Annotated in this window: 16 protein-coding genes; 9 read left to right on the forward strand and 7 right to left on the reverse strand. The window is 40.6% G+C overall.

From position 1 onward, the window contains the following. Nucleotides 1-13: 13 nt before the first annotated feature. The 4 genes from H5180_RS01510 to H5180_RS01525 all read right to left on the reverse strand — a co-directional run bounded on the left by H5180_RS01510 (nucleotide 14) and on the right by H5180_RS01525 (nucleotide 6,685). Nucleotides 14-2,272 (reverse strand): polysaccharide lyase 6 family protein, encoded by a 2,259-nt coding sequence (locus tag H5180_RS01510; RefSeq protein ID WP_182757524.1) that lies wholly within the window; start codon nucleotides 2,270-2,272, stop codon nucleotides 14-16. A 121-nt stretch (nucleotides 2,273-2,393) separates the two neighbouring features. Continuing rightward, nucleotides 2,394-3,272 (reverse strand): NAD(P)-dependent oxidoreductase, encoded by an 879-nt coding sequence (locus tag H5180_RS01515; protein ID WP_145239675.1) that lies wholly within the window; start codon nucleotides 3,270-3,272, stop codon nucleotides 2,394-2,396. Between the two features lie 586 nt (nucleotides 3,273-3,858). Next, nucleotides 3,859-5,241 carry a tRNA 5-hydroxyuridine modification protein YegQ gene (yegQ, locus tag H5180_RS01520; protein ID WP_182757525.1) on the reverse strand — a complete coding sequence of 461 codons (1,383 nt, stop codon included), beginning with the start codon at nucleotides 5,239-5,241 and terminating at the stop codon, nucleotides 3,859-3,861. Between the two features lie 127 nt (nucleotides 5,242-5,368). After that, nucleotides 5,369-6,685: a PAS domain-containing methyl-accepting chemotaxis protein gene (locus H5180_RS01525; protein ID WP_182718274.1), complete on the reverse strand. Its 1,317-nt coding sequence runs from the start codon at nucleotides 6,683-6,685 to the stop codon at nucleotides 5,369-5,371. Between the two features lie 600 nt (nucleotides 6,686-7,285). Here H5180_RS01525 and ndk point away from each other — a divergent pair. From ndk to der, 9 genes are all read left to right on the forward strand, one after another. Continuing rightward, nucleotides 7,286-7,717 carry a nucleoside-diphosphate kinase gene (gene ndk / locus H5180_RS01530; RefSeq protein ID WP_008111339.1) on the forward strand — a complete coding sequence of 144 codons (432 nt, stop codon included), beginning with the start codon at nucleotides 7,286-7,288 and terminating at the stop codon, nucleotides 7,715-7,717. A gap of 171 nt (nucleotides 7,718-7,888) precedes the next feature. Then, nucleotides 7,889-9,022, forward strand: a complete 1,134-nt coding sequence (locus H5180_RS01535) for a bifunctional tRNA (adenosine(37)-C2)-methyltransferase TrmG/ribosomal RNA large subunit methyltransferase RlmN (protein WP_145239689.1) — start codon at nucleotides 7,889-7,891, stop codon at nucleotides 9,020-9,022. Between the two features lie 112 nt (nucleotides 9,023-9,134). After that, nucleotides 9,135-11,096 (forward strand): type IV pilus biogenesis/stability protein PilW, encoded by a 1,962-nt coding sequence (gene pilW, locus H5180_RS01540; protein ID WP_182757526.1) that lies wholly within the window; start codon nucleotides 9,135-9,137, stop codon nucleotides 11,094-11,096. Next, nucleotides 11,093-11,965: a RodZ domain-containing protein gene (locus tag H5180_RS01545; protein ID WP_145239694.1), complete on the forward strand. Its 873-nt coding sequence runs from the start codon at nucleotides 11,093-11,095 to the stop codon at nucleotides 11,963-11,965. Before pilW ends, H5180_RS01545 begins: the two co-directional genes overlap by 4 nt. A gap of 5 nt (nucleotides 11,966-11,970) precedes the next feature. Continuing rightward, nucleotides 11,971-13,089, forward strand: coding sequence for a flavodoxin-dependent (E)-4-hydroxy-3-methylbut-2-enyl-diphosphate synthase (gene ispG, locus H5180_RS01550; RefSeq protein ID WP_182757527.1), 1,119 nt, complete (start codon nucleotides 11,971-11,973; stop codon nucleotides 13,087-13,089). 136 nt (nucleotides 13,090-13,225) lie between these two features. Further along, nucleotides 13,226-14,506: a histidine--tRNA ligase gene (gene hisS / locus H5180_RS01555; protein ID WP_182718271.1), complete on the forward strand. Its 1,281-nt coding sequence runs from the start codon at nucleotides 13,226-13,228 to the stop codon at nucleotides 14,504-14,506. Nucleotides 14,507-14,522: 16 nt separating this feature from the next. Next, on the forward strand, nucleotides 14,523-15,143 hold the full coding sequence (locus tag H5180_RS01560; RefSeq protein ID WP_182757528.1) for a tetratricopeptide repeat protein: 621 nt from the start codon (nucleotides 14,523-14,525) through the stop codon (nucleotides 15,141-15,143). A gap of 9 nt (nucleotides 15,144-15,152) precedes the next feature. After that, complete coding sequence (bamB, locus tag H5180_RS01565; protein WP_182757529.1) at nucleotides 15,153-16,331, forward strand: outer membrane protein assembly factor BamB; 1,179 nt, start codon at nucleotides 15,153-15,155, stop codon at nucleotides 16,329-16,331. A gap of 92 nt (nucleotides 16,332-16,423) precedes the next feature. Continuing rightward, nucleotides 16,424-17,890, forward strand: coding sequence for a ribosome biogenesis GTPase Der (der, locus tag H5180_RS01570; protein ID WP_145239710.1), 1,467 nt, complete (start codon nucleotides 16,424-16,426; stop codon nucleotides 17,888-17,890). 107 nt (nucleotides 17,891-17,997) lie between these two features. Here der and H5180_RS01575 read toward each other — a convergent pair whose 3' ends face one another. From H5180_RS01575 to H5180_RS01585, 3 genes are read right to left on the reverse strand one after another with little or no spacing between them, the layout of a single operon-like run. After that, the gene (locus H5180_RS01575; protein ID WP_259399515.1) at nucleotides 17,998-19,104 is read right to left on the reverse strand and encodes a cytochrome-c peroxidase; all 1,107 of its coding nucleotides are present in this window, start codon (nucleotides 19,102-19,104) and stop codon (nucleotides 17,998-18,000) included. A gap of 38 nt (nucleotides 19,105-19,142) precedes the next feature. Next, the gene (locus H5180_RS01580; protein ID WP_145239716.1) at nucleotides 19,143-19,376 is read right to left on the reverse strand and encodes a hypothetical protein; all 234 of its coding nucleotides are present in this window, start codon (nucleotides 19,374-19,376) and stop codon (nucleotides 19,143-19,145) included. Nucleotides 19,377-19,388: 12 nt separating this feature from the next. Continuing rightward, a complete protein-coding gene (locus tag H5180_RS01585; RefSeq protein ID WP_182757531.1) occupies nucleotides 19,389-22,046 on the reverse strand; it encodes a TonB-dependent siderophore receptor in 2,658 nt (885 codons plus the stop codon). Between the last annotated feature and the right edge of the window lie 27 nt (nucleotides 22,047-22,073).

Genomic DNA, 22,073 nt, shown 5'->3' on the forward strand with positions numbered 1-22,073 from the left:
CAACAACACTCCACTAATTCTTAATTATTTTATTGTTTTTTAACGTGGCCGTGTGCGGCCCTGCAGCTCTAAGCTCAGTAACACTTGGCTCATCAGTGCTATCGAAGGTATTGTTAATTATCATAGTGTTTGGCTCACCCACGGTATGCTCAATCACAATAGGTGCTGATTTAACAAAAGTATTGCTATCTATGTTAGTAACTTGAACACCATGTAGATAAACACTGGCATTACTTTTATTACGTTTTCCAAGTCCCACATTAGTCAAAGTATTGTTTGTCATTGTAAGGTGCGGACCAAACGTACTCTCGTCTGTACCACCGCGATAAAGTTTGATTAAGCTGCCACTTACATTACTGAAGTTATTATCAGTAAACGTGACGTAATCAGCATTGTAGATCCCTAGATCTTCAATCTCGCTATCAAGTCGTAAAATATCCCCAGAGACTTTGTTAAACTTATTATTGATGAGAGTAATTTCATCAGCGAGAGCACCTTTACCCGTAGTAAAAAAGTCAAAGGTATGATTAATATCTAAATCAACTAACTGACTATTCATCATTACTAAACGATAGTTATCAACCATTCCCCACTTCTTTGCTCTAACAACACTATTACCAGCAGAATCAGGGCTGCTTTCTCCAGAGATTAATAACCCATCAAGCTTTAAGCTTCCGCCATCATGAATTTCAAATAATGATGAGCGTTGAAAGGTAAGCGTTACCTTAGCTTGTTGGCGTGCTTTGATAGTGAGGACTTTATCGATAATGATCAGTTTAGACACATCGTACTGGCCAGCAGCAAGTTCTAACACATCCCCTGACGCTGCATTTTCAATAGCACTTAATAAAGCCTGTGCAGAACCCTTAACGGTATGAGTTTTACCAGAATCAAAAGCTATAATCGCAGGAACTTTTGGATACCAAGCAACACCGGTTTCAGCCTTACTAATAACTGTTAAGTCAGTTTTTGCGCCCGCTTTTACTTTATTTGAGGTCGGTAACAGTAATCCTACATCGTTACGCTTTAGAGATACTGCTTGCTGCTTAACACCATAACTAACATTACTCAACACCTTAGTATTGGCAACATTATTAGAGAATTTGATCCCACTTACATCGTCAAAAACAGTAAAAGGCTGCTGGTTGTTTTCATTAATAATTAAGTTGTTTTTCATTACGCTGTTAATTGGCACAGCACTTCGCTCAGCATCGCTGCCTGCTGCTAACTGGATATGACGTACATTAACAAACGTATTATTTTCTATCTGTGCGTTTTCTACTTGATGATAACGGTTAATTGATGAGTTAGGCACGCCATTCATCACTGTAAAACCACTGCCAAAGCGAAACCCAGTTAATCCCTCAAGGTAGTTGTTACGAATAATTTGATCTTTATTGATAACACGAATACCACCGGTATGTTCCACACCGTTACCAAAAAATACGTTTTCTTCAATTAAATTACCGTTACCATGGCGCATGGTAAGTGTGCCACGAGCTTCAAAAAACACGTTATTACGAATGATGTTTTTACCAGACTTAATTGAAATAATTTCGACTTCACCGTTGGTTTGCTCAAAATAATTATTTTCAACCAGAGTATGAGAATCCGTTAGAGAGTAATGGCTTGTACCAATACGCAGTGTTTCACCGCCATTAGAGCCAAAAGTAGGTCTGTAACCAAAGTAATTGTGATCAATCTGATGATAATTTTGCTGACTCTGCTCACTATTCAAGCGAACAGCTACTGTTACACCTTTGTTACGTTTACCTACTAAATGATTGTGATCAAAACGGTTACGTTGGCCATATAAAGCGACCCAGTAGTCAGATTCACGCTTGTCAGGATTGTTGTAATTATCAATAACTATTTCAGAAACACGTGAGTGATATGCAAGATCACTCTTATTACGACGAAACTCAATCACTGCTGAAGTTGGGGTATAGCCGTTTTTAAATACCAAACCGCTCGCATGAAGATAGTGTCCAGCAAGACGTAAATTAGACTGCCCAGATAAAATAACTTTACCTTTCGTTTCTGCAATTAATTGTATAGGAGATTTTTCTGTACCTTGGCCTTGTAATAAAATTTCAAAATCGGTCCAAGTACCATTTTTCAGAATAACTTTATCGCCGGCTTTTAGGTTGCTGGCAATGTCAATATAGGCTTGTTTACTGTCAACAAAGTAGTCTTTGGCTATTGTCGCTGTTGAAATACAACCAAGGATGATTAGACTAAGCTTTATTATAGTTAAATTTATTAATCGCATAGTTAACTCTTTTTTACTGAATCGAACAGATACCCACTGTGAGAGCTCCTGCTGTACCAGCTTTTATAATGTGTGTGCTTAAGCGCTAAGTAGGTTGTTTAGCGCTTAAAATTTACAAGATTTACTTGTTTAGTTTTTTAAAGTAATCAAATATTTCTGGAACATTACCTTGACCCATACCCGCATCAAATGCAGCTTGTAGGTTTGCTGATGAACCTTCAGCAATTTTCGATTCTGTACCAAGGTCAGAAACCATTTGCAGGAAGTAACCAAGATCTTTATTTGCATTAGCAATTGAGAAGCCTAAATCACTAACATTATCTACAGCGTAGTTTTTACAGAAATGCATAAACGGTGAATTAGAAGGACCGGTAGACATGATGTCGAACAACTGTTGACGGTCAACGCCGGCACGATCTGCTACAGCAAAGGCTTGCGACATTGCACACACAGTAGTCATACCCATAAAGTTATTGATTAACTTTGTTGTATGGCCAGCACCAAGCTCACCTAAATGAAATACATTTTCGCCTTGATCGTCTAACACCGGCTTTATTTTATTAAAGGTTTCTAAATCACCCGCAGCCATAATATTAAGCAAGCCATCTTTGGCATGCGCTGGAGTACGGCCCAATGGCGCATCAATCATACCAACACCTTTTGCAGCTAGATCTGCACCAATTTTTTTGGTCGAAGCAGGAATTGATGTACCAAAATCAATAAGTACTGAGCCCGCTTTAAAGCCAGCGAGCAAACCATCGTCTGCATAAACAACTTTTTCAACAATTGCTGATGTTGTTAAACAAAGCATAACGATATCAGCAGATGTAGCGAGCTCTTTAGCTGTTGTAACTGTTTTAGCTCCACGCTCAACACATTTAGCAACGGCATCTTTATTAAGATCCATCACAACCAGCTCATAGCCTCTATTTTGTAAATTTTCGACCATATTGCCGCCCATAAGGCCTAGCCCGATGAAACCGATAGTTGGTTTAGACATGAATAACTCCTAAATTATTGAGCGCTTATTCCAACGCTATTAATCAGCTTAGTGACTGTGACACAGCTTCGCTTTATTAAACTTCTTTGAGTTGTCCCTTAACACGGCGCAACTTTAAATTTTACTGCTAGGTAACACACCTTGAAACAATGACCTTACCAATCAGCGTGTAAAAACAGTATTACCTAGCAACTTAATTGTCAACCAATTTATTTAAAACCCATTGGGAGTAGGTAATGTAAAAGTTAAAAACTTAACCATACCTTGAATAAATACCGATTATAAAAAGCTAGAAAAGCGAGCGAACAACAAGTACAAGCGAATGATTTAAAACAATTAAATTAACGAAAGTCAATTTTAAGACCAATATAAAAAGAAAGCACCGAATTGGTAATAACAAAAGAAAAATAGACGGTCACAACTCTAAGTTTTGGTTTTCCAATTAAAACTAAACTTAGCAAGGCTAACCAGATTTAAGAAAGTAAGCGGTATGCTATTAACTAAAACACGGTAAGAAGAGGAGAATAAAAGATAGGCGCACTGAGCCAATTACTAAAGCGAACCTCAGTGCTTTTTAGTATTATGGTTAAACCACGGCTTGCTTAAACGGATTGCGGGTGTCTTGGTTTTCATCCAAGTTGCGCATAAGTATGGCGTGCTCTAAATCGATAGTATCAGGCAGTGGAATTTTTACTATGTGGCCTGAACCTTTAGCATCGGTAATACTTTCGCCTTTTTTGTTTTCCATGCATTCAAGGGTAAAGCTAATATTACCTTTAGGGGTCATCAGCTCTAATGAATGACCCACACAGAATTTGTTTTTAACATCAATCTCAACTAAACCAGTGGCATTTCGCCCTAATACTTCGCCAACAAATTGTTGCTTGGTAGAAACTGAATGGCCGTATTCGTAGTTTTGATAGTCTTGATGGGCGTGGCGCTTTAAAAAGCCTTCGGTGTAACCGCGATGGGCTAGGTTTTCTAATGTTTTAAATAAATCAGCGTCGAATGGTTTTCCTGCTGCGGCATCGTCGATTGCTTTACGATAAACCTGTGCTGTACGCGCAACATAATAAAACGATTTAGTGCGGCCTTCTATTTTTAAGCTATGCACGCCCATTTTTGTAAGCTGCTCTACGTATTGTACGGCGCGTAAATCTTTTGAGTTCATAATGTAAGTGCCGTGTTCGTCTTCAAACGCTGGCATGTATTCACCCGGGCGGCCTTGCTCTTCAAGCATTACAATATCATTACTTGGTGCGCCGTCGCCAAGAGTAGGAATAATCTGCTGAGGATCAAATTTATGTACCATTTCACCGGTTTCGTTTTCAACACCCGGTTTTACATCGTATTCCCAGCGGCATGCATTGGTACAGGTGCCTTGATTTGGATCGCGTTTATTAATATAACCTGACAACAAACAACGGCCAGAATACGCCATGCATAATGCGCCATGTACAAATACTTCTAGCTCTGTTTCTGGGCAAAGCGTGCGAATTTCACTTATTTCTTCAAGTGATAGCTCGCGGGACAAAATCACCCGTTCAATACCTTGCTTCGCCCAAAACTGTACGCTTGCGTAGTTAACTGCGTTTGCTTGTACTGATAAATGAATAGCCATATCAGGCCATTTTTCACGTACTAGCATGATTAAACCCGGATCTGACATGATCAGCGCATCTGGCCCCATAGCAATTACCGGTTCAATATCGCGTAAATACGATTTCACTTTGGCATTGTGCGGGGCAATGTTTGATACTACATAAAACTTTTTATTCAGCGCATGCGCTTCATCAATGCCTATTTTTAACGTTTCCAGATCAAATTCATTATTACGCACTCGCAAGCTATAACGAGGTTGCCCGGCATACACCGCATCAGCCCCATAAGCAAAGGCATAACGCATGTTTTTTAAACTGCCAGCTGGTGAAAGTAACTCTGGGGTAAACGAGGTAATAATTGACGACATGCGCGCTCCATACATAAAACTGGGATCAAGCCAGTGGCATGAAAATAACCTGAAAATCAGATCAAGTAATAAAGCGCGGCAGTATATGGTACGTTAAATTAAGATGTTTTGATCGAAATCATAAAACTCACTTTAATTGATTGGCAAACTGGCTCACTGCATCAACGACTTGCTGGGCACCTTTTTTAATATTGCTCATCACAATGCCAGACTCGTTTGACAGCTCTAACCCTTCTTGTGCTTTATCTTCACCTTGCTTAATTGCTTTTACACTTGACTGCGTTAAGCTTTGATTTTTTTGTACCACTTCAACAATTTCTTCTGTGGCTTTACTGGTTCGAGATGCTAATTGACGCACTTCATCGGCGACTACCGCAAAACCTCGCCCTTGCTCACCAGCTCTTGCTGCTTCAATCGCCGCATTTAAGGCTAGCAAATTAGTTTGATCAGCAATGCTGCTAATACTTTGCACTATGCTGGCAATTAACTGTGATTGTTTATCCAATGCTGATATTTCATCCCCTGCTTGCGACATTTGCACCGCCAGCTCATTCATTACTTTAACCGCTTGCTCAATGACAGCAGCACCTTGATCTGCAAGGTGGTCAGTTTCAGTTGAAGTGCTATAGGCAATATCTGCCGCCTCTGCGATTGCGAGCTCCCGCTCAACTTGCTCAGTAATAACAGTAGCGAATTTAACCACTTTATACAGTTCGTTTTGCTCATTGAAAATTGGGTTATAAGAAGCTTCAAGCCAAACCACTCGCCCATAACTATCTATGCGTTTAAAACGGCTTGAAACGTATTCGCCTCTTTTGAGCTGTTTCCAAAAGGCTTCATATTCTGGTGAATTAGCCTCTTCTGGTTCACAAAAAATACGATGATGTTGGCCAACAATCTCTTTAAGTGAATATCCCATTCCCGCCAAAAAGTTTTCGTTTGCTGTCAATACAATGCCATTAGTATCAAATTCAATAACGGCCATGGCACGATGTAATGCTTTAATTAAATCTTGATGCTCACGGGAGGTTTCAATCGTACGCGTTAACACATTAGAATGCAGAGTAAACTCAACTAGCTTACCTTGCTCATCAATGATCGGCTGTAAAATACTTCTTAGCCAGTCTTGTTCACCATTAACATGAACAAACTGCAATGCACCAGCCCAGTGTTCATGCTTCTCTAATGCTTTTTTTAAGCTTTTAAAATGCCCTGTCTGTCTGGCGTTACTTGGCACAAAATCTAGTAACTTTTTTCCAATCAGTTGCTGATCAGGGTAACCAAGCTCGTTTGCAAAGTTTTTATTTTGCGATGAAATAAGCCCAGTCTTATCAATGATTAAAACTAGCATTTCTTCGTCTAAGCTTTTTCTTACTTGATTCTGCACAAAAAGCTGACTTTTTAATTTAGCATTCTCACTTTTTATAGTGTTATTAAAAAACATAGCAACCTACTATCAATGAAATGGATGAAATGAAGCACGAAGATATTAAAACCTTTTATTTATTCCATGGTTATAACTTGAGTGTAAACCAAGTCCCCAAATTTAGTAGAATTTAACTAAAATAATCATTTTAAGCTAAAAGTGGATTTTCTATTGTGCATCTTATAGCAGTTTAAATGGCAAAAGCTCGAATGATACAAAAGCGCCTATCAATAATTTTAAAATAAATAATTAAAACATAAGGTTAATAAAATTTAAGGTAATTTTTAATAGTGCAGTTACAGATAAGGGCCTAAACGTTATAGTCACTGAGCACTATTTTGTACTAAAAACAACCTTCTTTGTACTAAAAATAACCTTCGAAAAATATTTCAGCTTATTATTGGCTAAATTAATTAATACGTAGTCCCATGCAATGTTAGATCATTAATTAATTCACAGCATCATGCTTTTCTATGCGTGGTGATTGCCTAACATTTAAATATCGCACAATTGTCATCAAGCTAGTTTTTAATAAAACTAGGCATTGCCTACTAAAACGCGTATAATTCGCGCCCGTTAATATTCACACTTTTACTTAAAAATTATTGGAGCATAAAGATGGCTTTAGAGCGTACTTTCTCAATCGTAAAACCTGATGCAGTTGCTAAAAACCACATCGGCGCTATCTACAACCGTTTCGAAACTGCTGGCCTTAAAATCGTTGCAGCTAAAATGGTTCACCTTTCACAAGAGAAAGCGGAAGGTTTCTACGCAGAACACAGCGAGCGTCCTTTCTTTGGTGCTTTAGTATCTTTCATGACATCTGGTCCAGTAATGGTTACAGTTCTTGAAGGCGAAAACGCTGTTCTTAAAAACCGCGAAATCATGGGTGCTACTAACCCTGCTGAAGCACTAGCTGGTACTTTACGTGCTGACTACGCTGATAGCATCGACGAAAATGCTGTTCACGGTTCAGACGCTGTTGAATCTGCTGCTCGCGAAATCGCGTACTTCTTCGCAGACGAAGAGCTTTGCCCACGTACTCGTTAATTCGAACGCGCTAAGCAAAAGTAAAAAGGGCTTTCGAGCCCTTTTTTAGTCATTAGTTAAAGTATTAATTATCTAATTTATGATGTTTTACTTAATGATTAAAGTGAGTGAATTGTGTACAATTCGCCTTTGTAAATTTTTATCACCACCGTCACTGATTAAGGTTGTTTCATGACCACTGAGCAAAAAAAGATTAACTTATTAGATTTAAACCGAGATGCAATGCGCGAGTTATTTGTATCGTTCGGTGAAAAGCCATTCCGTGGCGATCAGGTGATGAAATGGATTTATCATTTTGGCGTTGATAACTTTGACGAAATGAGCAACGTTAACAAAAAGCTGAAAGAAAAACTAAAAGCAGAATGTGAAATTGTCGCGCCTGAAATCACCGTACGCCAACAAGCCAGTGACGGTACAATCAAGTACGCGCTGATACTTGAAGGCGGCCAAGAAGTTGAAGCCGTGTGGATCCCAGAAAAAGAACGTGCCACCTTGTGTGTATCATCGCAAGTTGGTTGTGCGCTTGAATGTACATTTTGCTCAACAGCGCAGCAAGGGTTTAACCGTAACTTAAAAGTATCTGAAATTATCGGCCAAGTTTGGCGTGTGGCCAAAGACATAGGCCTTGATGGCAACAGTGAAAAGCGTCCGGTCACCAACGTGGTAATGATGGGCATGGGCGAGCCATTGCTTAATCTTAAAAACGTAGTTCCGGCAATGGAATTAATGATGGACGATTGGGGTTTTGGTTTATCTAAACGCCGCGTTACTTTAAGTACCTCTGGTGTGGTGCCTGCACTTGATTTATTGAAAGAAAAAATCGACGTTGCATTGGCTATTTCTCTACACGCACCTGATAACGCATTACGTGATATTTTAGTGCCAATCAATAAAAAATACCCAATTGAAGAGTTTTTAGCGGCGTGTCGTCGTTACATTGATGGCTCTAAAGCCAATAAAGATGTGACCATTGAGTATGTGATGCTAAATGGTATTAATGACAGCACAGATCAAGCCCATGAATTAGTTAAAACACTCAAAGGCACACCATCTAAAGTGAACCTTATCCCGTTTAACCCATTCCCGGGTAACGAATATACACGCTCTAGTAACAGCCGTATTGACCGCTTTTCAAAAGTGCTACAAGCAGCAGGTATTACCTGTATTGTTCGTCGTACTCGCGGTGATGATATTGATGCAGCCTGCGGCCAGTTAGTTGGTGATGTAGTTGACCGTACAAAACGTTTAGCGAAAAAGAAAATGCGCGACGATAATGCGATTGCGGTTAATATCCACCAAGCATAATCTGTTGTCGTGAATCAAAAGCCCTTAGCGCTGCTTTATTTTTAAATAAATGATGCAAGATAAGGGCTTTTCGGTAATATAGGTGCATGGACAATAATAAAGAGAAGAAGTAATGCGATCTTTACTTGCTTTAACTATCAGTGCACTCGCTTTAACTGGGTGTGTAACTGAAAATAGTTATGATGGCAATGACAAACCAGTCGTTGAAAATAAAATCAATAATACCGGCGCAGCACGTACCCGAATAGCCTTAGCATTAGAATATTTAAGCACTGGTAATAGCTCGCAAGCAAAGTATAACCTCGAACGCGCCGCGTCTTTCTCTCCTGATCTTCCTGAAGTCCATTATTCATTTGCTTATTATTACCAACAAGTCGGCGAAAACGTACAAGCCGATAAAGCCTATCAAAAAGCAATAAAAATTGATCCCAATGATCCTAATACCCGAAATAACTACGGGGTATTTTTATGCGGTATTGACGAGTACGACCGCGCCACAGAACAACTACTCAAAGCCATTGCCATCCCAAGTTATATACGAGTAGCAGAAAGTTATGAAAATTTAGCTCTGTGCGCCATTGAGTTTGATGATTTTGATAACGCTGAAAAATATTTCAAATCGGCCATTAATCACAGTTCAATGCGTGCCTCATCACTGATCAGTTTAGCCGCTTTGTATTACGCTAAAAGTGATTTACATAGAGCAAAAGAAATACTTGAGCGTTATGAGAATAGTGGTCAAGTATCGTCTCGCTCATTGCTATTAAGCTATTTAGTTGAGCAGCGTATGGGCCACATTGAAAAAGCCGAAACCACTGCGGCAATGATATTGCAAACCTACCCAACCTCAAGTGAAGCGGGGATCATTCGCGAGCAAAAAATCAAACGTAGTGAGTTTGAAATACTGCGCTCGCAATACCGCCAAGCAAAATTAGATGAGCTACAAGCAAATAGCCCTGCGGGAGAGGTGATTTCGGCACCCAAAATACGCATTGTAAAAAAGAAAAAAGCGCCAGCAACTAGTACGTCGGCGCAAAGTATCACAACGCCAACAATGGCCGTTAAAAATAACAATGCAAGCAGCAATGAATTAACTGCCGCGTTGCTAACCTCACCGGTTACGCCAACGCAAAGCACCGCATCACAAAGTAGCCAGCAAAGCCAAGCAACAGTATCAACACCTGTCGATAGGAGTGGTATTTTGGCGGCTTTAAGTACCACAGCAATAACAACGCCAGTGCAAACAAACGTTGATACTACCGCTGTACAGATCAGTGCTCCAGCAAACAATAATGATCCTGCCGCAGTAATGTCTGCTCTGGTGGTCGCACAAACACCAAACAATCCAGCTGTAAATTCAACTCAAGCGACGGACATTGCATCATTAGCCTCTGAGGAGGCAGTTACTAAAGCATTAGCAATACCAACTGTGCATTTAGCAACAGCGCCCACAGCGACTGCCGCAACGCCTCCCCAAACGCTTGCTCGCAGCAACAAAGCACAAGATGGTGTAAAAATTGTTTCTTTTGGTGCGCCCACTGATAGCCAAGCCGTTGCAAATAACAGCCAGGCTTCAACCCCAAGCCAAGCACAATTTAGTGATCAATTAACGGATGAAGAAAAGGTGGTTTTTTACCAGCCAAAACGCAACGCCGCCGTCTTCGCAGAGTCAGGATATAGCTCTACACCTGAAATCCGTTTTCAAGATCCGCAACAAAATACTCACGCACCGTTGCTAAATTCGCGGATCCCACAATTAACGACGCCTTACCATGTTTTGCAAGATGGTGAAAACCTATTTAGCATTTCAGTACGATACAATGTTAAACTACAGAAATTACTCCAATGGAATGGTCTGAAAGAATCTGATCGGGTGGTCAATGGGACGAAAATTTATCTCAACGATCCCAACATTTATTACGAAATTAACGTCGGTGATACTTTGTATAGTATTGCCACCAAGCGTCGCTTGTTAATTGATCAGTTAATGCGATGGAATAAATTAAGCCCGGATGTTGCACTTAAACCTGGGCATAGACTGTTACTAGTGGACCCTGAATCATACTCATTATGAATGATGAAAATACGGAATCAACAACGCTCACTCTTGGCCAAACTTTAAAAAGTAGCCGCGAGCAAGCGAATGTCAGCTTAGAAGAGTTGGCAAAAAATTTAAAATTATCGGTGTTGCAATTACAACGTCTTGAGAATGACGAACACCAATTAATCGGCCCTGCAACCTTTGTTAAAGGTTATGCAAAAAGTTATTGTCGCGCCTTTAATTTAGATACTGCGGCCGTTTTAGCGCTGTTCCCTGAACCTCAGGAAACCGTTAAAAAAACCAACATGCAAAGCTTTTCTAGACGAACAGAAAAAGAAGCCCATGATAGTCGGTTGATGCTGGTGAGTTACGTTATTCTGGCAATTGTTATTGGTTCATCCGCATTATGGTGGTGGCAAAATTCAACCCCTCTTGACGAACAAGTTGTAACGCAATCTTTAAATAGCTTTGCCGAAGAGACAGTTGCAGTCGCACAAGCAGAGCCTGACGTGGCGTCAATCAGCCAGCTAGAACAAGCTGGCCCTGATGAATCGATTGATGACCCCACTGCGGCGCAAATTATGGAGCAACAAGCCGATACCACCGAACTAGACGTTGTCCCGAGCGAAGCGTCAAGCGAGCCACAAAATGATGGCCTTGGCACCATAGTTATGCATTTCAATGAAGAAAGTTGGGTTGAAATTCATGACGGTAAAGGTGATAAAGTGGCATTTGGTGTTAAAAAAGCGGGTTATGATATGACTGTATCAGGTCATCTGCCTTTTTCTATCGTGCTTGGTAAGCATCAAGCTGTTGATATCACTCTTGACGGTGAAAAGATTGATATTTCCAGTTTCCCAAAAAATCGTTTAGCTAAATTTAATTTACCGTTAACAGAGTAGTCACTATGTTTTCAGAATCTCCTATTAAACGCAGAAAATCTACCCGCATCAATGTGGGTAACGTACCGATCGGTGATGGCGCCCCTATTGCAGTGCAATCAATGACCAACACCGATACCATGGATGTTGATGCAACTGTTGCACAAATTCAAGCTATTCAAGATGCCGGCGCCGATATAGTGCGTGTTTCCGTGCCGACTATGGACGCCGCCGAAGCATTTAGAAGCATAAAAGAACAAGTCACCATTCCACTGGTTGCAGATATTCACTTTGATTATCGTATTGCTTTGCAAGTAGCAAAGTATGGTGTTGATTGTTTACGTATTAATCCTGGCAACATTGGCAGTGAAGAGCGTATTCGCGCGGTAGTCGATGCTGCCCGTGAGCGCAACATTCCAATTCGTATTGGTGTTAATGGCGGCTCATTAGAGCGTGATTTACAAGAAAAGTACGGCGAACCAACGCCCGAAGCGTTACTTGAATCAGCTATGCGCCATGTGAATATTTTGCGCCGTTTAGATTTTGATCAATTTAAAATATCAGTAAAAGCTTCTGATGTGTTTTTAGCTGTAGGAGCATATCGCTTACTTGCTAAAGAAATCGACCAACCTCTGCACTTAGGGATCACAGAAGCAGGCGGTATGCGTTCAGGCTCAGTGAAATCAGCTGTAGGCTTAGGTATGTTACTTGCCGAAGGTATCGGCGATACGCTGCGAGTATCGTTGGCGGCTGATCCAGTGCAAGAGATCAAAGTCGGTTTTGATATTTTAAAATCACTGCGCATTCGCTCTCGCGGGATTAACTTTATTGCCTGTCCGAGCTGTTCACGTCAAGAGTTTGATGTGGTTAGTACCATGAACCAACTTGAAGAGCGTTTGGAAGATATCATCGAACCGGTATCAGTATCGGTTATTGGTTGTGTGGTCAATGGCCCTGGCGAAGCGTTAGTGAGTGATATTGGTTTAGCTGGTGCAAATCGCCGCTCGGGCCTTTATATTAATGGCGAACGTCAAAAAGCCCGAATTGATAACAACAATATTGTTGATCAACTCGAAGGCTATGTACGCGACTTTATCGCACAAAAAGAAAAACAGACCCCTATCGACATTAAAATCGTCGAATAAATACAATATAGTCGGCAAACAAAGCCGTTTGCCGTTTACCTTTATAGCTAGAACGCTATAATGACGGGTCAATTTTTAGCATTCTTGTTGTGTAGTCATCTTTTATTACGCAAAAAACAGTTTTTAGGATTTAGCAGTGGCAAAACAAATTCAGGCAATACGTGGAATGAACGATTGTCTGCCGGGCGATACCCAAGTTTGGCAGAAAGTAGAAAACATCTTACGCGAGACAGTAGCATCGTTCGGTTATCAAGAAATTCGTTTTCCAATTGTAGAATCAACCGATCTTTTTAAACGCTCAATTGGTGAAGTCACCGATATCGTTGAAAAAGAAATGTACACCTTTGCCGACAATAATGGCGACAGCTTAACACTTCGTCCTGAAGGTACAGCTGTATGTGTACGTGCTGGTAATCAAAACGGCTTACTGTATAACCAAGAGCAACGCCTTTGGTATATGGGCCCAATGTTTCGTCATGAACGTCCGCAAAAAGGTCGCTATCGTCAGTTTCACCAATTTGGTTTAGAAACCTTTGGTGTTGCCAGTGCTGATATTGACGCTGAAGTGATTTTACTGACGGCGCAATTATGGCAACAATTTGGCATCAGCGAACATGTTCGTTTAGAGCTTAATTCTTTAGGTTCAAACGAAGCTCGCGCGCAATACCGTGATGCACTTGTGGCATATCTTGAGCAACATATTGATGCACTAGACGAAGACTCAAAACGTCGTATGTACAGCAACCCACTGCGCGTGCTAGATAGCAAAAACCCTGATGTACAAGCGGTTTTAGTTGATGCACCAAAACTGTCTGAACACTTAGATGCTGAATCAAAAGAACATTTTGAAAATTTATGTGAACGTTTAGACGCCGCAGGCGTCATATACACGGTTAATGAAAAGTTAGTCCGTGGCCTTGATTACTATAACCGTACTGTTTTTGAGTGGGTTACAGATAGCCTCGGCTCACAAGGTACTGTATGTGCAGGTGGCCGCTATGATGGCTTAGTTGAGCAATTAGGTGGCAAAGCAACGCCAGCTGTGGGCTTTGCTATGGGTCTGGAACGTTTAGTGTTAATGTTACAAGCATTGGAATGTGTTGGTGACATTCGTCGCAACGCTGATGTATATTTGGCAGCGATGGGTGACAAAGCAAGCATTCAAGCCCCTATTATCGCAGCTAAATTACGTGCTGAAGTACCTGGCTTACGTATCATGGTCCATGCCGGTGGCGGTAACTTTAAGAAACAACTTAAACGCGCAGATAAAAGCGATGCACTCGTTGCACTGATTATCGGCGAAGATGAATTAGAACAAGGCGTAGTGACAGTTAAGTATTTACGTGAGCGTAAAGAACAGGTCACCTTAGAATTAGAACAAATTAAAACGCTTTTAGCTGAGCTAATAAACAGCTAAAAAAGACGAGGTAGTAATGGATATTTATTCAACAGAAGAACAACAAGCTGAAGCGATCAAACGTTTTTTTCGTGAAAATGGCGTATCACTGGCGCTAGGTGTAGTGCTTGGTTTAGGTGGCCTGTATGGCTGGAAAGCATATAACCAAAATCAAATTACAACTGCTGAAAGTGCCTCTGATGCATATACTCAGCTGGTTGAAGGTGGTGAAGTATTAGGTTCGGCAGATACATTTATCGCAGAGCACAAAGATACTAACTACAGCGCACTTGCAGCCTTTGTTGCTGCTAAAGAAGCCGTAGAAAAAGGTCAACTTGATGTAGCCAGTGAAAAGCTCAGCTGGATAATGACTAATGTTACCAATGCAGATTTAAAAGCAACGGCGACCACCCGTTTAGCTCGCGTGCAAATAGCACAGCAGCAATACGACCAAGCTTTAACAACGCTTAACGCTAAACTTGCAGATTCATTCACTGCAACAGTCGCTGAGCTTAAAGGTGATATATACACAGCTCAAGGCGATGCAAATCAAGCTCGCACCGCTTATCAGACTGCTGCAGATGCGGGCGGTCTGGAGAATAACCCATTATTGCAAATCAAACTTGATGACTTAGCAGTAACTAGCCCAACGGCGTAAGGGGTTACCATGAAAAAATTAACAGCGGCAACCATAGCGCTATGTATGGCAACCTTAGTCGGTTGTTCATCAAGCGATGACGAAGACGAACTGGTATTGCCTGAAATCGTTAATCAGTTTGAAACCAAAGTAATTTGGCAAGAAAGCATTGGTGACGGTGTTGAACATTACTTTTCTCGGCTAACACCGGCGGTATATAAAGACCGTGTTTTTGTAGCAAGCCGCGCTGGTAAAGTCGAAGCGCTATCGCTTGAAAACGGTAATACTCTTTGGGAGACGGATGTTCGCGAAAATTTGACCTTTTGGCCATGGCAAAGCGACATTAGTGCAAAATTATCCGGTGGTATTTTACAAGCTTATGGTAAAATTTTTATCGGCTCTGAGCATGGTTATTTAGTTGCCCTTGACCGTGAAACGGGTGATGTTGTTTGGCGCAAAAAAGTTCCCGGTGAAGTGTTATCAAAACCAGCTGCCGGTGATGGCCTTATATATGTTAACCTAGGCTCAGGTAAATTATTAGCTCTTCACCCTGATACCGGTGAAGAGCGTTGGAGTCATGAGCAAGAAGTACCCGCATTAACACTACGCGGACAAAGCTCTCCGACCGTTGCTAACGGCGGTGTATTAGTTGGCCTTGAAACAGGCAAGTTAAGTGTACTTATCTCTGATAGTGGTTACTCTGCGTGGAGTGCTGAAATTGCTACAGCAAAAGGCGCATCAGAATTCGAACGTTTAGTCGATGTTGATACACAACCTCTGATCAGTGGTCCTTATGCGTATGCTATTGCCTATAATGGTAACTTAGCAGCTGTAGATATTCGCTCTGGTAATGTTGTCTGGAAACGCGAATACAGCAGTTACCGTGAAATTGCCATGGATACCCAAACTATTTACGTAGTAGATAGTAATGGTGTTGTTTATGGATTAGATAAAACCTCTGGCATTGAACGCTGGAGTCAGCCAGCCCTTCGTGGTTGGTACTTAACAGGGCCTGCGGTAGCAGGAAATTACTTAGCCATGGGTGACCAAGAAGGTAATCTACATTGGCTGAATAAAGAATCAGGCGAACTTGTATCGCGTGAAGACTTCGACAGTTCAGGCTTTTTTATTGAGCCAATTGTTGCTGACGACAAACTGATTTTATACACCCGAGATGGTGAAGTTAGTGCGGTAAAAATACCGGACTAATTTGCTAAATAACTATAAGTTATTAATAGTTAATTTATTTTTTTAAGGCTTCGCTATGCGAAGCCTTTTGTTGTTTTTTTAAGAGGTAGTTTATGCTTCCCGTGATCGCTCTAGTTGGGCGACCCAATGTGGGCAAATCCACATTATTTAACCGTTTAACACGTACGCGTGATGCACTCGTTGCCGATTTTCCAGGCTTAACGCGAGATCGAAAATATGGCCAAGCTAATTACGATGGCTATGAATTTATCGTGGTAGACACGGGCGGTATTGATGGCTCTGAAGAAGGCATCGAAATCGAAATGGCTGATCAATCGCTACTGGCGATTGAAGAAGCCGACATCGTATTATTCTTAGTTGATGCACGCGTAGGTATGACAGTAGCTGATCAAGCTATTGCCAACCATTTACGTAAACAAGAAAAGAAAAGCTTTGTTGTTGCCAATAAAACTGATGGTATTGATGCTGACTCAAATTGTGCTGAGTTTTACCAATTGTCACTGGGTGAAGTACATCATATTGCAGCCGCTCATGGCCGTGGTATTACCTTGTTACTTGAACACACCTTACAGCCTTTGCTTGCAGAGCTGAGTGCACAAAATGATGATGGTAAAGGCGATGACGACGAGTTAATCGATTTATATTCTGAAGATGATGAAGATTCTACAGCGCATGAAGCATTTGCAGATAAGCCAGTAAAACTCGCTATTATCGGTCGTCCTAACGTAGGTAAGTCAACACTGACTAACCGTATATTAGGTGAAGAACGCGTTATTGTTTATGATATGCCGGGCACAACCCGCGATTCTATTTATATTCCAATGACTCGTAACGAAAAAGAATACGTGTTGATCGACACCGCTGGTGTACGTAAACGCAAAAAAGTCAGTGATGTGGTTGAGAAGTTCTCAGTGATCAAAACCCTCCAAGCAATCGAAGATTGTAACGTGGTGCTATTGGTTGTAGATGCCCGCGCTGGCATTTCGGATCAAGATTTAAGCTTACTTGGTTTTGCCTTAAATTCTGGCCGCTCACTGGTTATTGCTGTGAATAAATGGGATGGCCTTGATGATTACGTGAAAGATCGTATTAAATCGGAGCTTGACCGTCGCTTAGGCTTTATTGACTTTGCACGCTTACACTTTATCTCAGCTTTACATGGTACAGGTGTTGGTCATTTGTTTGAGTCAATTGACGAAGCTTATGAATCAGCAACTAAGCGTATTAGCACTGCTATGCTGCGCCGTATCATGGATATGGCACAAGCTGATCACCAGCCGCCACTGGTTCGTGGTCGCCGCGTTAAGCTTAAATACGCGCACGCGGGTGGTTATAACCCACCACGTATCGTAATTCACGGTAACCAAGTACATGATTTACCAGATAGCTATAAACGCTACTTAATGAATTACTATCGTAAAGCATTAAAAATTATGGGCACGCCTATCAAAATCGAATTTAGAGAAGGTGATAACCCATTTGCAGGACGTACTAATAAAGTGACTCTTTCGCAAAAACGTAAGATCCGCGCATTTAGTAAAGAAAACCGCAATAAATAACAGAGCTGAAAGCTGAAAGCTAAAAGCTAAAAGCTAAAAGCTGAAAGCTGAAAGCTGAAAGCTGAAAAATTGAACCTTGTTGGGCACACCCTTACAAGGTTTTTTGTTTAGCTTTCAGATAAAAATGAAAAATGAGGTCCATTTGCAGGATGGGCTGTGATTGAGTGCAAGAATGTCTCTAACGCCATTTTTTCATCTTGTGTTAGCGCCAAAGGCTTTAATAAAGTTGATGTTTCTGGCGAAAACACATCATTTTCATCTTTTAATATTCTGACCCCACCAGCATTATAAATATTTATTACACCTGCCATGCTGATAAATAAACCATTGTGCATCCAAGGCTTTGTATTCATCACGCCACGTAAACTCGGTGTTTTAAATTTGCCAACATCAGCGGGGTTTCCAGTATAGTTAAATAAACCTAAATCTTCATATTCCCTTTTATAGTATGTCAGGCCTATATTATGAAATTTATTATCCGAAAACAAAGAGCCTGAGTGACAGTTTATACATCTCGCTTTGGTTCTAAACAAATGCATCCCCCACAAAGCTTGATCTGTTAACTTTTGCGATAAAACACGCTTACGTTTAGGGTCTGATTGTTTTGCTGCAAGCAAGAAAAAATCAAAATCAGATTTTCGTGAACGAATAGTGCGCTGAAATGTCGCTAATGCTTTAGCAACATCTTCAGCAGAAATGTATTCCTTAGCAAAAGCTTGTTTAAACTTCTGTTTATATTGATAAGTGCTATTTAATTTCAATTCCAACTCATAAATAGTCAAACTCATCTCATTACCAGCTTGAATAGGGATTAACGCTTGTTGTTCCAACGACCTAGCCCTACCATCCCAAAACAAGCTTTGCCATAAAGCAGCATTCTCAATACTAGGTGCATTTCGCTGACCTACTTGACGATCATGACCAAACGAAACTCTCCTTCCATCTGCCCAACCTAAATCAGGGTCATGACAACTTGCACATGCTATTTGTCCAGATCGAGATAAAATAGGATCAAAGAATAGAGCTTCACCTAACCTCATTTTAGCTATGGTAAAGGGGTTTTCAAATGGAAATATCACCTCAGTTAATGCACCTATTTCACTATGTTCCACTCCCTCTTCAAGCCAAGGCTCAGGCCAGTTTTCTGAGGTTTGTTCATACTGTGCACGTAATTGTAAAAAGTTAATAGGTTCAGCATGTAAATTAAAAACCAAACCTACAATAAAAACTATAAATAGTTGCCGTGCTTTTGTCATTTGTTACTTTCAACAATTGAAAAAACACGCTCATCAGTTGCAACTAGTCGTTTTGCGCTTACTAATTGATGACTTTTAAGGTCAATACAGAGGTCTTTTTCTTCTTGGCGCGCCACTTGTAATTCGGTAGCACCTTCAAAAAATTCTTCAAATTTAATTGCGTGTGTATCAGCACTTGCGTCATAACATAGTTGCGTTGTTATAAGCGCTAAAGCATAAATGGTTGTCATAATTGTATCCTCTTAATAATCAAGTTGTAGGCCTAACCAAAAACGCCGTCCTAGCTCCACCCCTGTACTATAAGGGCTCACTTGATACGTACGTTTATTTAAAATATTTTCGCCTTCAAAGCTTAAAGTGACTCGATAATCACGTGCGACTGCCAGTGTGTACTTTACACTGCCACTTAATAACCAGAAACTAGGCCTTTTCTCTATGCGGTAAACTGGATATTCTCGACGATTTGGTGAGCAGCCATCACAAATAGATGTCGCCTCTTTTATCGATTGAGTTGTTCCTGTGGCGTAAATAGCATCTTGCTCACCATTAAAGCGGGCATAAGCTGATAGTTGCCAATTATCAAAACGCCCACCCCAACTCAAATTGGCAATAATTGGGCGATTAAAGTCTTGCTTTTCTAGCTCCATATCATGTCGTGTCATTAAGTTATATGTCGAATCGTTTTCACGGCTATTTAAGTCATAATTATCACCTCTAATATAAACTAACTCATTATCGTCATAGGAAAAATTTAAGAAGTAATCAGTGCTGTTGACATAGGTTTGCGTACTACCATCAAATTGCTCTGCACTTGTTGTATTACTGGCGTGAGAAACATTAAACTCAACGTGCTGAGTATCAAAAGTAGCCATCCAGGATAAGCTAAGACGCTGATATTCACTACTTCCAGAGTTTGCACCATATAAAATTGCTTCCCCTAACTCATTTGTTCCTTTTACGCGGTTAATACTTTCATGCTGTTCACGGTATAACCATTTTAACTCTAACGTCCCACCTAGTACTTGGTGACGATATACTGCTGAAAGCTCATCACTGTATGGTGTTTTTAAATCTTTATAAACATAACGGTAACCACGATTAGATAACTCGGCCTGCCATTGTTGTGGGCGGTGCTGATAAATCGCTCTCACCTCTGTAAACGTAGGTACCATAGCTTCATTAAGCTTATAATTGATTGCATCGCTTGCGTAATATCGATTTGCACCAAAAATAAATTTACCGGTATTTTCAAACAACGAGATACTACCTCGTAATCTTGGAGCCACATTATGGTTTTCAAAAAAGTCGTTATAATCATACCGGGCACCAATTGTTAATGAATATTGTTGCCATTCAAATTCATTTTCTACATAAGCTGAAAAGTTATTCACACTGGCTTCAGCTCGTGCTTTTGGTGTAGTTTGTCGATATTGAAAATACTGCCCAGTCTGACTTATGTTGCTTTGATACAATAAAAAATCATCTCCGTTTGACAAATCCAAAGGGCGACCTAATTCAGCTTCAATATCAGCTATCGGCTGGTTGAAAACAGTTTCAACACAGTCAATTTGATACCCGGCACAATCGATCATAGGTGACACGATAGCGCCGTTATAAATAGTCGCGTTTTCTAAACGATCAAAGACTGAAACCTGATGATCTATTGCATAACCCAGTGATAACTGAGAGTCTGCAAACAATACTTCCCCTAATGGGAGTTCGAAATCTTGCTTTGCTGTATAGGTTTCTTGTGTTTTGGTAATATCACCGAAACCACCTTCATTGCTCGTCATTGAGCCATCATAATCACCCCAGTTTTTACCAGGAATATTTATCCAGTTATACCAAGCTGAACTAGCATCTTTTGAGTTTCTACTGCTACGCCAACTAATTTGCGAGTCCATGTAGCCCCAATGACGATTAGCTTGCCAGGTTAAAATGGCGGTACTTCCCCCACCTTTCACTGTGTAATCACTATTTATGGCATTAACATCAAAGTAATTTCCTTCGTAAGGTGCATATAAATAATTAAATGAAATATCGTCATTGGTGGTTACAGCATAATCAAACTTAACCATGCCGTTATAATTAGTTTGCTCTTGTAAACGTAAATGACCTAATTGTTCGAGTGACTCTTGGGACTTTAAATATTGAAATTGCGCAATCACTCCAAGCTTATCTGTCAGAGGTGCCGCGATATGAGTACTAAAACTACGCTTTTGAAACACGGCATTATCTAAGGTGTCTGAGCCATCAAAATCTGGAGCATAAAAATTATGATAATCCACCCAGTCGTCAGCTGTTTGCCGGTAGCTAATCCCAAGCGAAACCTCATCCCTTGCTTTACGCGTTTGTGCCTGCACTAAACCACCATTAAAATTGCCATACTTAGCGGGAATATTGCTATCGTAAACCTCAATACTCTCAACTAAATCAAGATTAAGAAATAACTCTTGGCTATGCCCCGACACATCTTGCAGCAAGTTTCTATCGGTATTCCCTAGTTGATTGTTTAAATTAGAGTTATTCGATACACCATCAATTAAATAAGCGGTTGCCTTACCTTCAGTTCCAGAAATAGACACTTCAGATGGTTTAATATTACTTACTTGCTCGGCTGAGTAAGCAGCTTCGCCATACTGAACTCCTGGCAAAATCCCCAACAAATCATTTAAATTACCGTTACCAAAACGATAATCTTCAATCATTTTTCTATTTAAGGTATACACACCTTGACTACTCACTGAAATTGGATTTGGCTGCTGCCCCCTCACTTCTATTACTTCAATGTTTTTAATACAATCTGGCTCTTTTTTCTCACAAGTTTCATAACGACTCTTTGTGATTTCTTTCTCAAGCTGTTCACTTGGTTCGGCTGAGGATACAGGCGTACTCAGCATTATGCTGAGCAGCCCAAAAGTAAAATA

The sequence above is a fragment of the Pseudoalteromonas sp. SR41-4 genome, from assembly GCF_014163985.1.
In the GTDB taxonomy this organism is placed as follows: domain Bacteria; phylum Pseudomonadota; class Gammaproteobacteria; order Enterobacterales; family Alteromonadaceae; genus Pseudoalteromonas; species Pseudoalteromonas rhizosphaerae.

What these genes read in the sequence shown, in the direction of transcription:
- H5180_RS01510 (WP_182757524.1), bottom strand. Translation starts at nt 2,272, where the DNA reads ATGCGATTAATAAATTTAACTATAATAAAGCTTAGTCTAATCATCCTT.
- H5180_RS01515 (WP_145239675.1), bottom strand. Translation starts at nt 3,272, where the DNA reads ATGTCTAAACCAACTATCGGTTTCATCGGGCTAGGCCTTATGGGCGGC.
- yegQ (WP_182757525.1), bottom strand. Translation starts at nt 5,241, where the DNA reads ATGTCGTCAATTATTACCTCGTTTACCCCAGAGTTACTTTCACCAGCT.
- H5180_RS01525 (WP_182718274.1), bottom strand. Translation starts at nt 6,685, where the DNA reads ATGTTTTTTAATAACACTATAAAAAGTGAGAATGCTAAATTAAAAAGT.
- ndk (WP_008111339.1), top strand. Translation starts at nt 7,286, where the DNA reads ATGGCTTTAGAGCGTACTTTCTCAATCGTAAAACCTGATGCAGTTGCT.
- H5180_RS01535 (WP_145239689.1), top strand. Translation starts at nt 7,889, where the DNA reads ATGACCACTGAGCAAAAAAAGATTAACTTATTAGATTTAAACCGAGAT.
- pilW (WP_182757526.1), top strand. Translation starts at nt 9,135, where the DNA reads ATGCGATCTTTACTTGCTTTAACTATCAGTGCACTCGCTTTAACTGGG.
- H5180_RS01545 (WP_145239694.1), top strand. Translation starts at nt 11,093, where the DNA reads ATGAATGATGAAAATACGGAATCAACAACGCTCACTCTTGGCCAAACT.
- ispG (WP_182757527.1), top strand. Translation starts at nt 11,971, where the DNA reads ATGTTTTCAGAATCTCCTATTAAACGCAGAAAATCTACCCGCATCAAT.
- H5180_RS01560 (WP_182757528.1), top strand. Translation starts at nt 14,523, where the DNA reads ATGGATATTTATTCAACAGAAGAACAACAAGCTGAAGCGATCAAACGT.
- bamB (WP_182757529.1), top strand. Translation starts at nt 15,153, where the DNA reads ATGAAAAAATTAACAGCGGCAACCATAGCGCTATGTATGGCAACCTTA.
- der (WP_145239710.1), top strand. Translation starts at nt 16,424, where the DNA reads ATGCTTCCCGTGATCGCTCTAGTTGGGCGACCCAATGTGGGCAAATCC.
- H5180_RS01580 (WP_145239716.1), bottom strand. Translation starts at nt 19,376, where the DNA reads ATGACAACCATTTATGCTTTAGCGCTTATAACAACGCAACTATGTTAT.
- H5180_RS01585 (WP_182757531.1), bottom strand. Translation starts at nt 22,046, where the DNA reads ATGCTGAGTACGCCTGTATCCTCAGCCGAACCAAGTGAACAGCTTGAG.